Below are 18,448 nucleotides of genomic sequence, written 5' to 3' on the forward strand. Positions count from 1 at the left end.
TATACGACGCTGCGTCGGTAGCCGTTTGCCGTTCATTATTATAGAAAATTGTTTGTTGCGTTTTCAATATAATGAAGCAATTTCGCCTTGACAAACAATTTTTTCATTGGATAAAGTTATAAGGTTATAGGCAACCGTTTACCATGTCCAAAATATCCTCAGGCATAAAGGCGCTCGACCAGCTGGTCGACTCCCTCTACATCGGCGACAACGTCGTCTGGGAGGTCGATGCAGGGACCTCCCATGATGTCTTCATCCTCAACTTCATCCGGCAGTCCTTCGAGGATTCGCAGCGGGTCATCTACATCAGCTTCAACCGGTCTCCGCAGAGCATCCTCAACGACTTCAGGGGCATTATCAATACGGAGCACTTCGTGCTCCTCGACTGCTTCACCGCAGGCAAGGGGAAGAACGACACGACCTTCCTCAAATTCTACGACAAGCCCCTGAGCTGCAACGTGGTCAAGATCGCCGACCCCCGTGATATCGATGCGTTCACCGCGACGCTCAACGAGATAGAGGACAGCCTCCCTCCGGGGGCGCGCTACGTCTTCGACAGTCTCACCGGGATGCAGGACCTCTGGGGCGACGAGAACTGCACGTACAAGTTCTTCACCTACATGTGCCCGCGCCTCTACGACCTCGATACCGTCGCCTACTGGATACTCGAAAAAGAGGCGCACAGCCAGAAGTTCAAGGCGAACCTGAGACACATCACCCAGGATGTCTTCGACCTGTACGTGCGGCGGGACCGGCTGTATATCAAGGCCGTAAAGCTCTCGGGCAGGCAGGACAGGGAGGCCTTCAAGCCGCATGTCTACGAGATCTCGGGCAGGGATATCTCCATTACGCTGCCTAAGAGGGAGCCGGCCACCGATCTGGGCGGCAGGCTGAAGGAACTGCGCCTGCGGCGAGGGATGAGCCAGAAGGACCTGGCGGACAGGGTGGAGATGACCCCCAGCTTCGTCTCGCAGCTCGAGAGCAACCAGATCAGTCCGTCGCTGAGCTCCTTTGTCCAGATCTGCAGGGCCCTCGGGGTGAATCCCGCGGAGTTCCTGGACGGGGAGAAGACAGCGGCCTCGCCGTGGCTCTTCAGGAGAGGAGATATTTCCTCGCGCCTCGCCCCTCTCGGCGACGGCATCAAGGGGGCTGCGATCGTGAGCGATGAGAAAATGTCCGCGAGGATGGTGGTCATTCCTCCCGGGATTGCCGTGAGAAAGCATTTCCATTCACTGAAAAAGCCGGAGCTCATCTCCCTCGTGCGCGGTGCGGTGTCGGTGACCATAGAGGGAAAGACCGAGACGCTCGATCCCGGCGATTGCGTGTATCTCAAAGAGGCGGTTCCCACCCAGTGGAAGAACGAAGGAGGTGATGAGGCTGAATTGCTCGCCGTCTGGTAAGGTGAGACAGGGGTAACCTACGATCTTCGGTTTTTCGTCGCGGCGAAAGGCCGGTGATTTTTTTTGCCCTCTCTGTTTACCAATACTTAATTTTGCGGACTGCTTGTTTAACAGCACTTAATGAGGAGGTTGGAATGCCGAGCCATTACGGTCCATCCCGGCCCATCCCGGCCCATCCCGGCAATGAGGGACTGGCAAGAATAACGAGGCGCATAGCGACTCACAAAAACCAATCACCAAAGGAGAGAGACAATGAATTTGCAGCAGCCGAATGCCAATGATGCAACGAGGACGACGAACCGTTCGAGAAGCGTTTCACCGATGAGCGGACTCTGCACGCGCTGTATCGACGGGTGCAGGGGCAATTGCGAGGTTTTCAAGGCGACGTTCAGGGGCAGGGAGCTCCTCTACCCCGGGCCTTTCGGCACGGTGACCGCCGGCGGCGATAAGAATTATCCCGTCGACTATTCCCACCTGAACATACACGGGTACGCCTTCGGCGCCAAGGGCCTCCCCGCAGGACAGAAAGGCGACCCCGATACCGCCCGGTTCCCGAACGTCAATACGGAGACCGCCTACGGGTGGGACAAGAAAGTGAAGATGAAAGTGCCGATCTTCACCGGCGCGCTCGGCTCTACCGAAATCGCCCGCAAGAACTGGGAGCATTTCGCTATCGGGGCCGCGATTTCCGGCGTGACGATCGTCTGCGGCGAGAATGTCTGCGGCATCGATCCCGCCCTCGAGCTGAACGGCAAGAACAAGGTGACCAAGGCGCCCGACATGGACCGCAGGCTCGAGCTCTACCGCCGCTATCATCAGGGATACGGCGAGATACTCGTCCAGATGAATGTCGAAGACACCCGGCTCGGCGTCGCCGAATATCTCATCGACAAGCACGGGCTCGAGACCATAGAGTTGAAATGGGGCCAGGGTGCAAAGTGCATCGGCGGAGAGATCAAGGTGAGTTCCCTGGAGCGCGCCCTCGAGCTGCAGCGGCGCGGCTACATCGTCACCCCCGACCCCTCCGACCCGGTGGTCCAGGCTGCGTTCAAGGATAAAGCCATCAAGGAGTTCGAGCGCCACAGCCGCCTCGGCTTCATCGACGAGGAGGAGTTCTATGCCGAGGTCAACCGGCTGAGAAAGCTCGGCTTCAAGAGGATCACCCTGAAGACCGGCGCCTACGGCCTGCGCGAGCTCGCCATGGCGCTCAAGTGGAGCTCCAGGGCCAAGATCGATCTGCTCACGATCGACGGCGCTCCCGGCGGCACCGGCATGAGCCCCTGGCGCATGATGGAGGAGTGGGGCATGCCCTCGGTGTATCTGCATGCGGCGGCATACGAATTCGCCAAGATACTTGACGACCAGGGCGAGCGGGTCCCCGATCTCGCCTTTGCAGGCGGCTTCAGCAGCGAGGACGGCGTCTTCAAGGCGCTCGCCCTGGGCGCTCCCTTCACCAAGGCGGTCTGCATGGGCCGCGCCCTGATGATCCCGGGCATGGTCGGCAAGAATATCGGCCTCTGGATGAAGGAGAACGACCTGCCGAAGACGGTGAGCGAGTACGGCTCCACGGTCGAGGAGATCTTCGTCAACTACGAGGAGGTGAAGAACCTCGTCGGCAACGACGAGATCACGAACATCCCGCTGGGGGCGGTCGGCATCCACAGCTATTCTCAGAAGATCAGGGTCGGGCTGCAGCAGCTGATGGCAGGGGCCCGCTGCTTCAATATCCCCTCGATCACGAGGAACGAGCTGATGTCTCTTACCGACGAATGCGCCAGGGTCACCGGGATCCCCTACCTGATGGATTCCTACCGTGCCGAGGCGATGAAAGTGCTCAAGGCAGGCGCCTCTTCAGCCGCCCGTAAACGGAAGTCGGCATAGGGAGCGGGCGGATTCTTTTCGCAGTACAGTACACGGCGTCCGTTGTCCGCGGGTCCCCGCGGACAACGGACATCACTACGGGAACAGAGGGGATGCGATGAACAAGACCATGGTTGCTATTCTCCGGGTGCTGGACAGAGCGGCGGAGATCACCGGCTCCCGGGAGATAGCGCGGAAGCTCAAGGCGCATGGTGTCGAGCTCACCGAGAGGACGGTGCGCTACCACCTGAGGATTCTCGATGAGCGGGGCTATACCGAGGTGTTCGGGAAAGAGGGGCGGCTGATTACCGCCAAGGGCCGAAAGGAGCTGAAGCATGCGCTCGTCTCGGAGCGGATCGGCTTCGTGAGCAGCAAGATAGAGACGCTCTCGTATCTCACGACGCTGAACCTCGGGACGATGGAGGGGTCGGTCATCCTCAATGTCTCCTTTTTCCCCGAGGAGCGTCTCGGGGAGTCGCTCGACATCCTGCAGGGTATCGCTGCCTCGCCTTATGCGATGAGCGACCGCTTGATCCTCGCCCGGGCCGGCGAACGGATCGGGGATATCCCGGTCCCGGACGGCAGGGTGGGGCTGGGCACCATGTGCAGCGTGACGATCAACGGCATCTTTCTGAAGGCGGGGATACCGGTGGCCTCGCGGTTCGGCGGCATCCTGGAAGTGGAGGAAAGGGCGTGCGAGCGGTTCGTCGCCCTGATAAGTTACGAAGGGTCGTCCCTCGATCCCCTCGAAATCTTCATACGGGGGAAGATGACCGATGTGCAGGGGAGCGTGAGGAGCGGCAACGGGAGGATTCTCGCGAGCTTCAGGGAGATCCCGGTGGTATGCAGGGACGAGGCGGTCGGGCTCTCGGAGAGGATGTCTGCGCAGGGAGTGGGGGGCGTTCTCCTGATCGGCAACCCCAATAGCCCGCTCCTGGACATCCCCGTGGGCTTCGACAAGGCGGGAATCGTAGTGGTCGGGGGCTTGAACCCTGTCGCCGCCCTCGAGGAGGCCGGCATCCCGACCGAGAGCAGGGCGATGTCGACGCTGGTCGAGTATGCACAGTTGCAACCGTTGGAGAGAATCGCTGGGGAGATGCTATGAAGAAGATAGAAGCTGTTATCAAGCCCTTCAAGCTCGACGAAGTGAGGGATGCGCTCACCGAGCTGGGCATCCAGGGCATGACGATATCCGAGGTGAAGGGATTCGGGAGGCAGAAGGGGCATGCCGAGCTCTACCGGGGCGCGGAGTATGTGGTCGACTTTGTCCCGAAGATCAAGATCGAGATGATCGTTCCCGATGCCCTTGCAGCGGAGGCCGTCAAGACCATAGAGCGCCAGGCGAAGACGGGAAAGATCGGCGACGGCAAGATATTCGTGTTTTCCGTCGAGGATTCGGTGAGGATCAGAACCGGGCAGCGGGGAGAGGAAGCGATCAGCTGAACGGGTGAGGGCGAATGTTCAGCGCGCGGGGAAGTGCGCCGGCCCCGCAGCAGTGCGGGGCCGCAGAGAGGCTGAAGGCGAATAAACGAATATCGGGAGGAAGAGCCATGGCGGAACAGGTATCGAACGAGCTGCTTCCGGCGCCGGGACAGCTCTGGAGGAATGTGCGCACCGGAGATGTCCTCTTCATCTACAGAAGAAACGGCCAGATAGAGGGTGTGCTGGGAGACGGGAGAAAGAAGAGCGACCATGAGGTGATGAAGATCGGGAGCTGCAGGGACGGATGGCGGTGCGTCTACCACCGCGGTGCAGGAGACGGCCCCGATGCAGCAGCGGATACCTACGAGTTCAGGGCTCTGTGAGGGCGCGCGCCGGGGTCTGTTGCAAAAAGGCTTAAAAATCAGCCCGAATGCAAATGTGGTATTCTATGTGGTATGGAGGTCATCACTTCGCATATCAATGCCGATTTCGACTCCCTCGGCTCGGCCATGGCAGCGAAAAAGCTCTACCCCGGCGCGGTGATCGTCTTTCCCGGCTCTATGGAGAAGCGGGTACGGGATTTCGTTGACGCCTTTCAGCCGATCGAGATACGAAAACTCAGGGATATTCCCCTCGACCGGGTGACCCGCCTGATCATCGTCGATACCAAGCATCCCGACCGGATCGGCCAGTTCAAGGAGCTGCTCGCGAAGCCCGGCGTCACGGTGCATGTCTACGACCACCACCCGGCGACTAAGGCCGATATCAAGGGCGAGGTCGCGGTGCTCGACCACGCGGGGGCGCAGTCGACGATCTTCACCGAGATCCTCCAGAAGAAGAAGATCGGCCTCACGCCGATGGAGGCCACCATACTCTGCCTCGGCATTTACGAAGAGACCGGCTCGCTGCTCTTCACCTCGACGACCCCCCGGGACCTCATGGCCGCGGCCTACCTCGTCAAGAAGGGCGCCAATCTCTCTCTCGTCGCCGACTTCCTCAAGGAGGAGATGAGCAGGGAGGAGTTCACCCTGCTCAACGAGCTGGTGCAGTCGCTCCGCGAGGTCGTCATCCAGGGGATACGGATAAAGATCGGCAAAGCCACTATGGAGGGCTTCGGCGATGTCGCCCATCTTGCCCACCAGGTCATGGATATGGAGGATACGGATGCGGTGGTGCTGCTCATCGGCATGGCCGACAAGATACTGATGGTGGCGCGGAGCAAGGCGCCCGAGCTGGACGTGGCGCAGGTGCTCTCCGAGTTCGGCGGCGGGGGCCACCATACCGCTGCTTCCGCGACGATAAAGGATGTCCCCTTCGAGATCGTCGAGGATCAGCTCCTCCTGTCTCTCAAAAAGCATATCAGGCCTGCGAAGCTGGTCAAGGATGTGATGACGACGCCGGTGGTGACCGCCGGATGGAACAGTACGATCAGGGAAGCGGAGCGCATCCTGACCCGCTACGGCATCAACGCCCTTCCCGTGGTAAAGCAGGAGCGGTACCGCGGCGTGCTGACCCGCGAAGTGGTCGAGAAGGCGCTCTTCCACGGGCTGGGGAGAAAGAAATGCGAGGACTTCGCCACTGCCGATGCCATCACCGCAGCGCCCGACCAGCCGGTGGCCGATATCGAGCGCGCCATGATCGAGCAGAACCAGCGCTTCGTCACGGTGCTCGAGAACGGGCGTATCGTGGGCGCGATCACGAGAACGGATATCCTCCGCTCGATGTACGAGGACTTCCTGCGGCGGAGCAGGGTCAGCTCGCGCGAGACGGTGAGCGGCGAACACCCCGCAGCCTTCGGGCGGAATGTGACGACGCTCCTGAAGGAGCGGCTCCCCTCCTCCGTCTATGACTTCCTCGTCAGGGCAGGGGAGGTGGCCGACGGGTTGGGGCAGGGCGCGTATCTCGTCGGCGGGTCGGTGCGGGACCTGCTCCGCGGCGAGGAAAACCTCGATATCGACATCGTGGTCGAGGGCGACGGCATCGACTTCGCCAAGCGGCTCGGCAGGGAGGTCAGGGCGAAGGTGGTGGTGCACAAACGCTTCGGCACGGCGCAGGTGATCATACCGGCCGCTCCTGCGCGACCGGCCGCTCCTGCGCGAAAGGAAGCGGAGCCTGCGGCCCCGGCGCTGCGGGTCGATGTCGCGACCGCGCGCACCGAGTATTACGAGTCGCCGGCCGCGCTGCCCAAGGTCGAGCTCTCCTCCATCAAGCGGGACCTCTACCGCCGCGACTTCACGATCAATACGCTCGCCGTCAAGCTGAACAGAAAGGACTTCGGCCTGCTCATCGACTTCTTCGGAGGACAGCGGGACCTGAAGGAAAGGGCGATCAGGGTGCTCCACAACCTCAGCTTCATCGAGGACCCGACGCGGGCCTTCCGCGCCATCAGGTTCTCGGAGCGCTTCGGCTTCAAGATAACGCGCCATACGGAAAACCTGATCAAGCACGCCATCAGGATGAATATCTTCGAGAAGCTTTCGGGGACCCGGCTCTACGACGAGATGAGCCTCATCTTCAAGGAGACCGATCCGGTGAGGACCATCAAGCGGCTGGCCGACTACGGGCTGCTCAAGGTCATCCACCCCGGCATTGTTTTTACTCCGGGGCTCGAAGCGCTCCTGCAGTCGGTGTACGACACCATAACGTGGTTCGAGCTGCTTTTCCTGAACGAGCAGTACGATAAAGGGCTCATTTATATCATGGCGCTCCTCTGCAAGCTGCCCGCCGAGGAGCGGCGCGTCGCCCTCGACCGACTTTCGGTGCTCAAGGACCAGCGGAAGCGGATTGAGGAGGGCCTGCATGCCGTACAGAAGATCGTGCGAGAGCTCAAGCCCCACGACCCGGTGGCGGTATTCCGCCTGCTGGTGAACCGGCCTATCGAGGTGATCCTGTTCAGTATGGCGTTGACGCAGGACAGCGGAAAGAAAAAGGCTATCTCCCATTACCTGCTGCACTCGAGGAGCGTAAAGCCGCTCCTCAAAGGCGGCGACCTCAAAGCGCTCGGCATCCCCGAGGGGCCGGTCTACTCCGAGCTGTTCAGGATGATCCACGAACAGAAACTGCGGGGCAGGCTCCAGACGAAGGATGACGAGCGGGAGTTCGTGAAGAAACAGCGCACGGTGAGCAGGTGATCTTTCTCCCCGAAGCGGTAATCTGCTATTATACCCCCGACCAGGGAAAGTCTCTGGCGGGGTAGAGGTCTTTTTTGCGGCAAGCAAAGATTGCCGCTGCGGGGAGGGGAAGGGCTTTCCCCCCCTTTGCAGCAGGGCGATGGAAGCGGTTTTTTCTATGGCGAAGGAGAGCGGTTCCGAACGCAGGCAGTATCATAGGATCAATGCGACATTATCTCTCGCGGTGGCGGATGTCGGCGCCTCTCACCATGAGGCAGCCGAGTCCCGGATTGTTCCGCGGCAGGGGTGCGGCAGGCTCGGTCTGCTCCCGCATGATGTGAATATCAGCGGCGGCGGTATTGCATTCAGGAAGGAGCTGAGAGTTGCCGAAGGAAACGTTATCGGGCTCTATCTCGAGTTTCCTGAAGGGGCTCTTCCCCTCGGGCCGGTAGTCCTCAGGCTATCCGGTGTTGTGGTTCGGGTCGACCCGGCAATGGGCGGCGCCCCTCCCTGTATAGCTCTTCAATTCATCTCTCTGAGAGAAAGCATACGGAACCTTATCCTCCAGGCAGTAACTGCTCTCGGAAAAAACAAGAGCGCTTAGCGAAATGCAGTGGAGCCGGTACGGCGTCAAGGGGCATGGCAGCCTCGCTTTATCCGCTCGACGGTCCGCGTCTATTTCACTCGACTAGTTCTCCTGCACGGTCTTCGTACAGACAAAATATTTTATATTGCCGTCGTAGTCGCCGATAGAGAGCTCGATGATCCCGTTGCCGGCGCGCACTGCCGGGGAGCTGTACTCCTTGAGGCGGAGATTCTCGATGATGCCCTCTTTCCTGAGGGGCCCCTGCCTGTCCCGGAGTTCCGGTAGGCCCTGAGCGCACCGTTCTGCTGGGCGGTGATGAGCAGGGGGCTTTCATCCCACTCCGTAAGCACTGCCCTGGCAAAGCTGCTCATCGCGATGCCCTTGAAAAAGCCGGGCCGCTCCCTCCATGGTAGTTTCTTTGCCGAAGGGGCATAGGCGAACAGCTTTAGCTCGCCGTTTTTATTGCCGACAATCATGACCGGCTTGCCGGAGGCTGCGGCAATCGACGGAGCGCAGGCCTGGCCGGCGAAAAGGCGCGAGCCGGTGATATCCGCAACCATCTCCCACGAGCTGTACTCAGCGCCCTTCCTCTTGTAGCGGATAAGACTGCCGTCTCCATCGGCAATAACGAGGGCATCCTGTCCACTCCCCTGCTCTTTTATGAACGCCGGTACGGCAAAATGGCGGGCCGTTATGGTCAGAGATCTCCTGCTGAAATGCGAGGCCGCCCCGCCGGATCCGGTTTTGCAGCAAGGAGACAGGATTTTTCTACAATCCTACCTTCAGGAGGCAGCGCTGTCAATCTCTTGCTTTTTCCGGTAATCTGGCCGGTATCCGGCCTGCGGATGCGTCTTCTGCAGGTCGGCTGCTGTCGGCTGTCCGGGAGCCGACGGGGTCACGTCTGAACTGCTCGAAGAGGGCGGCGACGGTGGTCCTGGTGTCGAATATCTCTCTGCGGTAAAAGTCGGCTGCTCTGTCAGTGACGGCCGTGGCGGCTCTTTTTCCCCGAGGCGCGCCCCGGTCCGCCTTTGGCTCCCTGCGCGGGGATGCACTCCTGCGGTTCCTGCTGCTTTCCGTCATGCTGCGTTTCCTTGCTTCTCTCTCTGCCGCCGTTCCGGGAGGGCCTGCTCCTCGCTTCGGGCTCGACCAGCTCGATGAGGCTGGCGGTATCCTTTACCAGGAGGCTCTTCCGCAAGGGAAGGATCGAATCCTGCATCGAGGCATCGACCTCCTGTGCAGGTAATCCTAACAGGCGGAGCTCCTCTAAATCAATAACGAACCCGTGCGACGGGTACTGTTTCACCAGTTTCTTCACGGTCAGCTCGGCCCTGTCCTTCGGCCAGCCCATGTATCTCGTCAGGATGAGGATGCCGTAGTGCTCGCCTATCTCGAGTGCCCTCGCGTACTCTCCGATCTTCGCCGGGTTCAGCATCGAGTAGAGGGTCCCGCTCGTCTGTCCGGAAAACTCGGTCGCCAGGTGGATGGCGTCGGAGACCTTCATCCTGCTCCGCGACAGGATCAGCTTGGTCGCTATATCCAGCGTCTCGATGGTATGCTGCTGCACCTGCTCGAGCGCCTTGAAGCCGTTCAGCGCGGACACATAGCCCGCCGCCCCGCCGTCCACCGCCTCGTAAATCTGCGTATCCAGGGGGCCGAGCTCCGAGAGGTCGGTCAGGAGGATCGTATCGGCGCCGAGGCAGATGAGCGTCCCCGCGCTCTTTGCGAAGCGGGGGACCAGTATGTTCACCTTTTTCGCCCTCCGCCGCAAGGTCTTCACGAGGAGGAACGCCGCGTCGATATCGCCTCCGGGGGTCTGCAGGATGACATCGAGCTCATCAAAGGATTTGCCGTACAGCGTCTCGTGGATGAGGTTCAGCTCCGTCTGCCGTATTTCCTTCAGATCGAGGATGAGCGCCGGTATGCCCCGTTCCGCAACGATGGTCTTCGTTATGTCGATCGTATCCTGCTTGCTGGATCTGATCACGCTGTCACCATGTCCCCGACGGCACTGATTAAGGTTTATACGCTGGGGGAATATTTATAAACTCTAGCACATTTCCGGGCGTTTATGAACAGCCTTCAACACCGCCAATCCCGGCACCATCTCTCTCCCTGTCCGGAGCGGCCAGGAGAACGCCTTGACTTTTAGGGATATTTAGTACGATACTTTAATAAGCTAATGGAGCATCTTGTTATATCGAGACCGCATCTCTGCCGGCTCTGCGGACTTCCTATGACATTGCCTCTCAATCAAGCACGGCTCACGCTTTGATAAAGCAGTGAATGCAGTCTACTCTCATGGAGGTGGAGCACGATGGCAAAAAGAATTTATGTAGGAAATCTCTCGTACCAGTCTGACGAAGACGCGTTGAGAGATCTGTTCGCGGAATCGGGAGAGGTCCGGTCGGTAAAGATCATCACCGATGAGACGGGGCGTTCGAAAGGGTTCGGTTTTGTCGAGATGGCCTCTGACGAGGAGGCCGACAAGGCCATCGCGGCCCTGAACGGCGTCTCTTTCGGCGGCAGGAACCTCGTAGTCAATGAGGCGCGGCCTCAGGCCGAGAGGGGAAGAACGGGCGGCGGTCCGGGAAAACAGAGGAAGTCCTTCGGAGGCGGCGGAGGCGGAAGGGAATCGGGCAGGTGGAGATAAAAGTAGAAGGCAAAGACATCGAGAAGGCGTTAAAGCTCCTCAAGCGGAAGATCCAGAGGGACGGCCTCATGGGAGAGCTCAAGAAGCGGCGCTACTACGAGAAGCCCTCGGTAAAAGAGAAAAACAAGCAGCGCGAGGCGCAGAGGAAAAAGGCGAAGAGCGCCCGGCGCCAGGTAGCGAGGACGCACGGCAGGTAATACAGTCAAGAAGAGCGAAGGGGGCCGGTGTGGCAAAGCGTGCAGGAGCGTACAGGAGCGAAAAGAGAAAGAAGGAGCTGGAGCGGCAGAAGAAGCAGGAAGAGAAGCGGCAGAAGCGGTTCAGGAAGGATGCGGCAGGCGCTCTGCACGGCGCTCCGGAGTCCCACGAGGGCGAAGAGCAGGGCGAGGCTTCGCCCGAAGAGAGCGAAGAGCAGGCCGGGCAGCAGGAGAACGCGTAATTCATGTATACGAGCTTTCACGACTTCGGCATCTCGGATAAGCTCCTCGTCTCCCTTTCTGATATGGGTTTCGAAGAGCCTACGCCCATACAGAAGGCGGCAATTCCCCCGGCAATGCGGGGGAAAGACCTCATCGGGCAGGCGCAGACCGGCACGGGCAAGACCGCTGCCTTCGGCATCCCCCTTATCGAGCGCTGCTCATCGAGTCCCGGTGAGCGGAGCAGGCATCCTTACGCGCTCATCCTTACTCCTACCAGGGAGCTCGCCGTACAGGTATCGGAGGAGCTCAATAAAATGGGGGCGCGGGTCGGCGCCCTCACGCTTCCCGTTTACGGCGGGCAGTCGATAGAGCTCCAGATACGGAGCCTGAAGAAGGGCGTCGATATCGTGGCAGGCACCCCGGGCCGTCTCCTGGACCACATCCAGCGGAAGACCCTCGTGCTCGGAGAGATCAAGGCAGTGGTGCTCGACGAGGCGGACGAGATGCTGAACATGGGGTTCATCGAGGATATCGAGAAGATCCTCGGGTCCATCCCGGAAGAGCGGCAGACGATGCTCTTTTCCGCGACCATGCCGAAAGAGATCCTCGCGATCGCGAAGAACTATATGAAGAAGCCCGCCCATGTGAGTGTCGATGCGGGCGAGATGGTCGTCGCCAAGATAAAGCAGGTCTTCTACGAAGTGCGCGACGAAGACAAGGTCAAGGCCCTCACGCGGCTCCTCGACGTCGAGGGTCCGTCGCTCACGCTCGTCTTCTGCCACACCAAGAGGGAGGTGGACGAGGTCGCGGGGAAGCTCCAGCAGATGGGCTATCCTGCCGGGGCGCTGCACGGCGACCTGACCCAGAGCCAGCGGGACGAGATGATGCGCAAATTCAAAGGCGGCGATATCGACGTGCTGGTCGCCACCGATGTGGCTGCCCGCGGGCTGGATATTCCCGATGTCTCGCATGTCATCAATTTCAGCATTCCCCAGGACCCCGAAGGCTATATCCACCGGATCGGCAGGACCGGCAGGGCGGGGAAGTCGGGTATCGCGATCACCTTCGTCACCCCGCGGCAGTACCGCCAGCTCAAGCTCATCGAACAGACGGCCAAGACCAGGATCAAGAAAGAGAAGCTTCCTACGAGGGAGCAGGTCAAACGGGCGCGGGAAGACGACCTCGCCGGCGCCATCGAGGAGCTGATCACCGGGAAGAAGCATACCGATCTCTATGCCCTGGCCGGCAGGCTTTTCGAGCACCATGCCCCGGAAGAGGTCGCGGCAGCGGCCCTGAGCCTGCTGCTCGATACCGGGGAGATAGAAGAGATCGAGGAGATCAGGACCGATTACGACCGGGGGAGGAGGGCGTTCGTCCGCCTCTTCATGACCATCGGGAGAAAGGATAAAATCCGCGTTGAGGATATCGTCAGGTCGATCGCGGCCGAGGCGGGCATCCCGGCCCGGAGGATCGGTAACATCGCGCTGTACGATACCTTCAGCTTCGTCGAAGTCCCGGCCGATGTCGCGGACAAGGTGATCCTCGCGGTCAACAACAGCATCGTGAGGGGCCGCAAAGTCAAGGTAGGACACGCCAAGAAGCGGCAGTAGGGCGCGCTTCTCCTTATCCCTCCCCGAAGTGCGCGGCGAGCGTCTTTTCCTTCAGCATCTCATCCTTTCCGCCTTGCGCGACTATCCTTCCCTCATCCATTATCATGACATGGGTTATGGACGGCACGAGCTCATCGAGGTGGTGGGTGACGAGGATGATGCGGGTGGCGGTATCGCGGGAGATATGCTCTATCATTTCCCCGAAGACGGCCCGGGCAGCGCTGTCGAGGCCGCTGAAAGGCTCATCGAGGATGAGGATGTCGGGTCCGTTTACGAGGGCGCGGGCGATGAAGAGCTTCCGCCGTTCACCGTAGGAGAGGGCGGTGATCTCCTTGCCGGCCAGCCCGTCGAGCCGGAAGAATGCGATCCAGCGCTGGGCGACCGCTTTCTGCCGGTCCGAAACCGTGTCGTAGAGACCGACGCTCGAAAAAAAGCCCGATTCCACCACCTCCCGGCCGGTGAGGGAGAAGCAGTGGTCGATATGGAGATCGGGTGAAACGACGCCGATCCTCTTCCGGATGCTCTTCAGGCTCTCCGGCTCCTCGGTACCGAACCGGTGCACCTCGCCGCCGAGCGCAGGGTAGATATCGCCGGTGATCAGCTTGAGGAGCGTCGATTTGCCTGCTCCATTCCTCCCCAGGATCGCCCAGTTCTCGCCGGTATTCATCCTCCATGTGACATCGTGCAGTATCTTCTTGTGCCTTAGATAAACGCTAGCCCGGGTAACGGTGATCAAACAGGGGGGCGCCGCTTCTGTCCGGGGGGGCTCCCTATCGGGCCGCCCCGGCTCGCGGGCCGGAGCAGCGAAGGCGGGACGGCCCACGAACGCAGCGATCTCTTCATGGGTGAGGACCTCCTCTTTCCCGCCCTGGGCGACAATACGGCCTTCTTTCATCAAGAGCAGATGGGTGATCGAGGGGACCAGCTCTTCGGTCCGGTGTGTTGCATAGAGGATTTGCGTCCCGGCACGGGCTATCGTCTCGACCGTGCGCAGGATGCGCTGCCGCGACGGGATATCGAGGCCGTTGCAGAATTCATCGAGCATGAGCACCCGCGGCTTCCCGGCCAGCGCCCGCGCGATGAGGACCCTCCTCGCCTCGCCGAGCGACATCTCGAGGATGCGCTTGTGCGCCAGCGGGCCGAGATGGAGCAGCCTGATAAGCTCCCCGGCGAAGGCGGCCTGCTCTTCATCCGGCTCCTGATGCAGCCAGGCGCTGTCGAAGAAGCCGGTTGTGATCACCTCCTCGCCGGTCATGTCCCACCGGTTTTTCAGGTAGGCCTCGTGCAGCTCCGCCGAGACCAGGCCGATCCGTCTCGTAATGCCGAGAGGGCTTTCCTGCGCCTCACCGTCGAAGCAGTAGAGCCGCCTGCCGGCGCCCGCGGCATCGGGCCAGATATCACCGCGCAGGAGCCTGAAGAAGGTAGACTTCCCGGCGCCGTTGCCGCCGATGACCGCCCAGTGCTCTCCCGGCTGCAGGCGCCACGAGAGCCCTGAGAGCGCCCTCTTTCCCTGCAGCGCGACCTCGACGCCCTCGAGCGCGATGAGCGGCGGTTTTTTTCTTTCTGAAGTGTTTGAATCGTTTTCCATTTTGGTAAAAACACATTATAAATCAATTGAATCATTGTATCACAACGGAAATAATATTTCATGAAAAATGAAACATGAAAAAACTTGACATTTCAAAATCGAGGTGTCTATAATGGGGCCGAGGTCGCGGAACGATGATGAAAGTGAACAAGCAGCGTTTGAGCCAGCAGGTGTACGACATCATCAAGGAGATGATCGCCGCGCACCGTTTCCAGCCCGGGACACGCCTCAATATCGAACAGCTCACCAAGGAGATCGGCGCGAGCCGCACGCCCGTATGGGAAGCGGTCCACCGCCTCATGCAGGAGGGCATCCTCGAGAACATCCCCCATCGGGGCGTCTTCATGGTCGCGCTCACGCCCCGGATGGCCCTCGAGCTCTATACGGTCCGCGAGGCGCTGGAGGGGCTCGCCGCTCGGCTGGCGGTCCAGAATATCACCGAGAAGATGCTGAAGCGGATGATGAAGTGCCTCTACCACCAGTACCGGGTGATCCAGAAAGAAGACCTCGTGGGGTACTCGAAGCTCGACTTCGAGTTCCATTCGATCATCTACGAGGCATGCGGCAACCAGGTGCTCCAGGAGATGCTCGAGGCGGTCAAGAACAAGATGCGCCCCCTCTCAATGCATATCACCCCCCTGCTTTCCCTCCTGTACCGCGACCACTGCGAGATCCTGGAGGCGTTCACGGCGAAAGACCCGGAGCGGGCGGAGCGGGCGTTCCGCTGCCATAACCGGCAGATGATAGAGCAGATCAAGGCGCAGAGCGAAGGCGAGGAATGGAAGAAGGTGGAGTCGAAGGAGAGCGCAGCGCCCGAGCAGGAGTGCAGCGGCTCGGCAGGGGAGGCGGGCGGAGCGAGGGGCCGGAAGACCGCACAGGGCGGCCACGGCACTGCCGCGAACAGAAGACGCAAAGGAGAAAACATAATCTCCGGCGTCTAACTATGGAGGAGGAACATGCTTAAGACAGTGCGGTTGTTAGCTGCAGCAGGGATCGTCGTTCTCGTTGTATTGAGTCTTCTGGCGCCCCCCGGCGTCTCCGCGGCGCCCCCGGGCAAGATAAAGATCGGGTTCATGTTCGGCCTTACCGGCGCTGCATCGCCCATCGGGCCGCTGCAGCGTGACGGCGCCAAGCTCGCGGTCAAGGAGATCAACGCCGCGGGCGGCGTCAAGATCGGCGGGAAGAAGGTCCCGGTAGAGTTCGTGGTCAAGGACGACGAGACGAAGCCTGATATCGCGATCCGCCGGTTCAGGGAGCTGCTCGACGAGGAGAGGGTCGATGTGGTCATCGGCCAGACCTTCGCCCCCATATCGGCGGCGCTGAATAAAGAGGTAAAGAAGACCCCCGTCGCCTATTTTCCCGTAAACGTCGTCGCCATCACCATGTTCGAGAAGAACGAGATGGCGGAGAGCACCTTCGCGATCCACGGCGCCGCCTACTCCATCGGCTATGCCGGCGCCTCCTACATCATCAATACCCTGAAGCACAAGAATATCGTCTTCTTCGGTCCTGCCTATGCCTTCGGCCGCGACCAGTGGGCAGGGGCGAAGGCGGCCATCGAGAAGTACGGCGCGAAGGTCGAGTACATCGAGTCGCCGGTCGGCACCAGCGACTACACCTCCTATCTCCTGAAGGTCGCGGAGATGAAGCCGGATATCGTCATGATGGCCCATTGGGGCGTAGACGCCATCAATGTGCTGAAGCAGGCAAGCGAGACGGGGCTCAAGAAGAAGACCAGGATCTGGTTCAACTGGATGACCAACGCCTTCGGGAAAGGGGTGCCGCCCCAGGCCCTCGAGGGCGTCTATTCCCTCATGTCCTGGTACTACGACATGAAGGGCTTCAACGACCAGGCTATCGTGAAGGCGGCCGACGAGTTCGCAAAGAAGTACCAGAAAGAGTACAAGGAGCCGCCCGATCCGTATGCGGCGATGGCGTATATCGGCACGAAAGAGGCCTTGCGGGCCATAGAGCTTGCGCAGTCGACCGACCCCAAAGCGATCGCCAAGGCGGTCATGTCCAGTCCCAAGTTCGATTCGATGAAAGGCCCCGGCACCTGGCGGGTAGACCACCAGCCGATCTTCAAGTACGGCGCCTTCGTGGTCATCGGCAAGGGAGAGGCCGAGAGAAAGGACAAGCAGTGGGACCTCGTCAGGATCGTCGGCGCCTATACCGGCGAGGACTATCTCCCGCCCCTGGCATCGTTGGGCTACTAGCGGGGATATGAACGGAGCTCCCCGGCGGGCGGCGAAGAGGCAGTACGGCCCCGCCCGCCGGGAAAGGGACCAACAAGAGAGAAAGCAATGGCAGAACGGACCATCATAGAGACACAGGGAGTCACCAAACGGTTCGGCGGCTTCACCGCCGTGGACCGGGTCACCTTCCGGATGAACGAGGGACAGGCGGTCGGCATCATAGGCCCCAACGGTGCGGGCAAGACCACCTTCTTCAATCTCCTGACCGGGCTCTTCCTCCCCGACGAGGGGACGGTCTCCTTCTTCGGCGAGGACATCACCCGTGTGCCGCCCCAGGAGCGGACGGTGAGAGGGATCGTCCGGACCTTCCAGCTGGTATCGGTCTTCGATTCGCTGAGCGTGGCGGAGAACCTCGTGCTCGCCGTTACGCGGTTCAGCGCCGCCTACGCCTCGAAACGGCGGTTCTTCTTCTCCGATGCCCGTCAGTCCGCCCTTGTCGGGGAGTGCCTGAAGGCGTTGGGGATGATGGGGCTCGAGCAGAAGGCGCGGCTCATGACCTCCGAGCTCTCCTACGGCGACAAGCGCAAGCTCGAGATCGCCATAGCCCTCTCGATGAAGCCGAAGATACTCCTCCTCGACGAGCCGTTTGCAGGGCTGAGCGACGCCGAGATCGGCGAAGTGCTCCAGCTGATCAGCGAAGTGAAAAAGCGGTGCTCGCTCGTTATCATCGAGCACAAGATCTCGCGCATCGTCGATCTCGTCGAGCGGCTGAACGTCATGCACGAGGGAAAGCTCATCGCCGAGGGAGCCCCGAAGCAGGTGCTCTGCGATCCCTTCGTGCGGGAGGTCTACTGGGGCAAAGAGGAGGGCCTCGTATGCTCAGTGTGAAGAAGATCAACGTCGCTTACGGCAGCGCGAAGGTGCTCCACGACGTTTCCCTCGACCTCGGGCAGGGCGAGATGGTCTTCATCGCCGGCCGCAACGGCGCGGGCAAGACCACCCTGCTGAAGTCCATCGCCGGGTTCATGCGGCCGTCGAGCGGGTCGATCGTGTTCGATGGCAGAGAGCTTGTCGGCCTCCCCCCCGAGAGAATATCCCTTGCCGGGATCCGCTATGTGTTCCAGGACAAGCGGGTATTCTCTCACCTCTCCGTACGCGAAAACCTCGAGCTTGCGGCGTATCCCGTGGGAGAGGACATGACAGATGCCATCGCCAAAGTCGTCCGCATCTACCCGAAGATCGAGCAGTTCCTCGACGCCCGTGCCGGAGGCCTGAGCGGCGGGCAGCGCCAGATCCTCCTGATCGGCAGGGCGCTCATCGGCTCCCCCCGGCTCCTCCTTATCGATGAGCCGACCGAGGGCCTGGCTGCGGGGACGATCAACGATATCCTGAAGGTGCTCACCATGATGAAGGGGCAGGTCTCGATGATCATCGTCGAGCAGAACCTCTCGGTGGTAGGCATGCTCGCCGACCGCGTCTATATCATGCAGGAGGGCAAGATCGTCAGGGAAGTAGGCGATCCGGCGGAGATCAGGGACAAGGGAAGACTGGAGCAGTATTTATAGATGAGCAATGCACCCCTAGTACGCATTACGGCCATTACAAGGAGGA

Annotated in this window: 18 protein-coding genes; 15 read left to right on the plus strand and 3 right to left on the minus strand. The window is 60.5% G+C overall.

The annotated features are described in order from the left end of the window. Nucleotides 1-143: 143 nt before the first annotated feature. The 7 genes from AB1805_05495 to AB1805_05525 all read left to right on the plus strand — a co-directional run bounded on the left by AB1805_05495 (nt 144) and on the right by AB1805_05525 (nt 8,396). Nucleotides 144-1,400, plus strand: a complete 1,257-nt coding sequence (locus tag AB1805_05495) for a helix-turn-helix domain-containing protein (protein ID MEW5744879.1) — start codon at nt 144-146, stop codon at nt 1,398-1,400. A 252-nt stretch (nt 1,401-1,652) separates the two neighbouring features. Then, nucleotides 1,653-3,281, plus strand: coding sequence for an FMN-binding glutamate synthase family protein (locus AB1805_05500; protein MEW5744880.1), 1,629 nt, complete (start codon nt 1,653-1,655; stop codon nt 3,279-3,281). A 97-nt stretch (nt 3,282-3,378) separates the two neighbouring features. After that, nucleotides 3,379-4,365, plus strand: a complete 987-nt coding sequence (locus AB1805_05505) for an NrpR regulatory domain-containing protein (protein MEW5744881.1) — start codon at nt 3,379-3,381, stop codon at nt 4,363-4,365. Then, entirely contained in the window at nt 4,362-4,703 is a 342-nt protein-coding gene (locus tag AB1805_05510; protein ID MEW5744882.1) for a P-II family nitrogen regulator, read from the plus strand. The genes AB1805_05505 and AB1805_05510 overlap by 4 nt, the downstream gene beginning before the upstream one ends. Nucleotides 4,704-4,810: 107 nt before the next feature. Next, on the plus strand, nt 4,811-5,065 hold the full coding sequence (locus tag AB1805_05515) for a hypothetical protein (GenBank protein ID MEW5744883.1): 255 nt from the start codon (nt 4,811-4,813) through the stop codon (nt 5,063-5,065). Nucleotides 5,066-5,137: 72 nt separating this feature from the next. Beyond that, a complete protein-coding gene (locus AB1805_05520) occupies nt 5,138-7,813 on the plus strand; it encodes a CBS domain-containing protein (GenBank protein MEW5744884.1) in 2,676 nt (891 codons plus the stop codon). A 139-nt stretch (nt 7,814-7,952) separates the two neighbouring features. Beyond that, nucleotides 7,953-8,396, plus strand: coding sequence for a PilZ domain-containing protein (locus AB1805_05525; GenBank protein MEW5744885.1), 444 nt, complete (start codon nt 7,953-7,955; stop codon nt 8,394-8,396). A 122-nt stretch (nt 8,397-8,518) separates the two neighbouring features. Here the strand turns inward: AB1805_05525 and AB1805_05530 are convergent, their stop codons facing one another. Then, on the minus strand, nt 8,519-8,938 hold the full coding sequence (locus AB1805_05530) for a hypothetical protein (GenBank protein ID MEW5744886.1): 420 nt from the start codon (nt 8,936-8,938) through the stop codon (nt 8,519-8,521). A gap of 416 nt (nt 8,939-9,354) precedes the next feature. Further along, nucleotides 9,355-10,362 (minus strand): hypothetical protein, encoded by a 1,008-nt coding sequence (locus tag AB1805_05535; GenBank protein MEW5744887.1) that lies wholly within the window; start codon nt 10,360-10,362, stop codon nt 9,355-9,357. 330 nt (nt 10,363-10,692) lie between these two features. Between AB1805_05535 and AB1805_05540 the strand changes: the two genes are divergently transcribed. The 4 genes from AB1805_05540 to AB1805_05555 are packed head-to-tail and all read left to right on the plus strand — an operon-like array spanning nt 10,693 to nt 13,054. Continuing rightward, nucleotides 10,693-11,028, plus strand: coding sequence for an RNA-binding protein (locus AB1805_05540; GenBank protein ID MEW5744888.1), 336 nt, complete (start codon nt 10,693-10,695; stop codon nt 11,026-11,028). Further along, on the plus strand, nt 11,019-11,225 hold the full coding sequence (gene rpsU, locus AB1805_05545) for a 30S ribosomal protein S21 (protein MEW5744889.1): 207 nt from the start codon (nt 11,019-11,021) through the stop codon (nt 11,223-11,225). The genes AB1805_05540 and rpsU overlap by 10 nt, the downstream gene beginning before the upstream one ends. A 29-nt stretch (nt 11,226-11,254) precedes the next feature. Next, the gene (locus AB1805_05550; protein ID MEW5744890.1) at nt 11,255-11,464 is read left to right on the plus strand and encodes a hypothetical protein; all 210 of its coding nucleotides are present in this window, start codon (nt 11,255-11,257) and stop codon (nt 11,462-11,464) included. A gap of 3 nt (nt 11,465-11,467) precedes the next feature. Continuing rightward, complete coding sequence (locus tag AB1805_05555; GenBank protein MEW5744891.1) at nt 11,468-13,054, plus strand: DEAD/DEAH box helicase; 1,587 nt, start codon at nt 11,468-11,470, stop codon at nt 13,052-13,054. Nucleotides 13,055-13,067: 13 nt separating this feature from the next. Here the strand turns inward: AB1805_05555 and AB1805_05560 are convergent, their stop codons facing one another. Beyond that, complete coding sequence (locus AB1805_05560) at nt 13,068-14,642, minus strand: ATP-binding cassette domain-containing protein (GenBank protein ID MEW5744892.1); 1,575 nt, start codon at nt 14,640-14,642, stop codon at nt 13,068-13,070. A 134-nt stretch (nt 14,643-14,776) separates the two neighbouring features. Between AB1805_05560 and AB1805_05565 the strand changes: the two genes are divergently transcribed. The 4 genes from AB1805_05565 (at nt 14,777) to AB1805_05580 (ending at nt 18,402) form a co-directional block, all read left to right on the plus strand. After that, nucleotides 14,777-15,583 carry a GntR family transcriptional regulator gene (locus tag AB1805_05565; protein ID MEW5744893.1) on the plus strand — a complete coding sequence of 269 codons (807 nt, stop codon included), beginning with the start codon at nt 14,777-14,779 and terminating at the stop codon, nt 15,581-15,583. Between the two features lie 15 nt (nt 15,584-15,598). Continuing rightward, a complete protein-coding gene (locus AB1805_05570) occupies nt 15,599-16,858 on the plus strand; it encodes an ABC transporter substrate-binding protein (protein ID MEW5744894.1) in 1,260 nt (419 codons plus the stop codon). A gap of 87 nt (nt 16,859-16,945) precedes the next feature. Then, nucleotides 16,946-17,725 (plus strand): ABC transporter ATP-binding protein, encoded by a 780-nt coding sequence (locus AB1805_05575; GenBank protein ID MEW5744895.1) that lies wholly within the window; start codon nt 16,946-16,948, stop codon nt 17,723-17,725. Then, on the plus strand, nt 17,713-18,402 hold the full coding sequence (locus AB1805_05580) for an ABC transporter ATP-binding protein (protein MEW5744896.1): 690 nt from the start codon (nt 17,713-17,715) through the stop codon (nt 18,400-18,402). The genes AB1805_05575 and AB1805_05580 overlap by 13 nt, the downstream gene beginning before the upstream one ends. The last annotated feature ends 46 nt before the right edge of the window (nt 18,403-18,448 follow it).

Source organism: Nitrospirota bacterium, from assembly GCA_040752355.1.
GTDB lineage: Bacteria > Nitrospirota > Thermodesulfovibrionia > Thermodesulfovibrionales > Dissulfurispiraceae > JBFMCP01.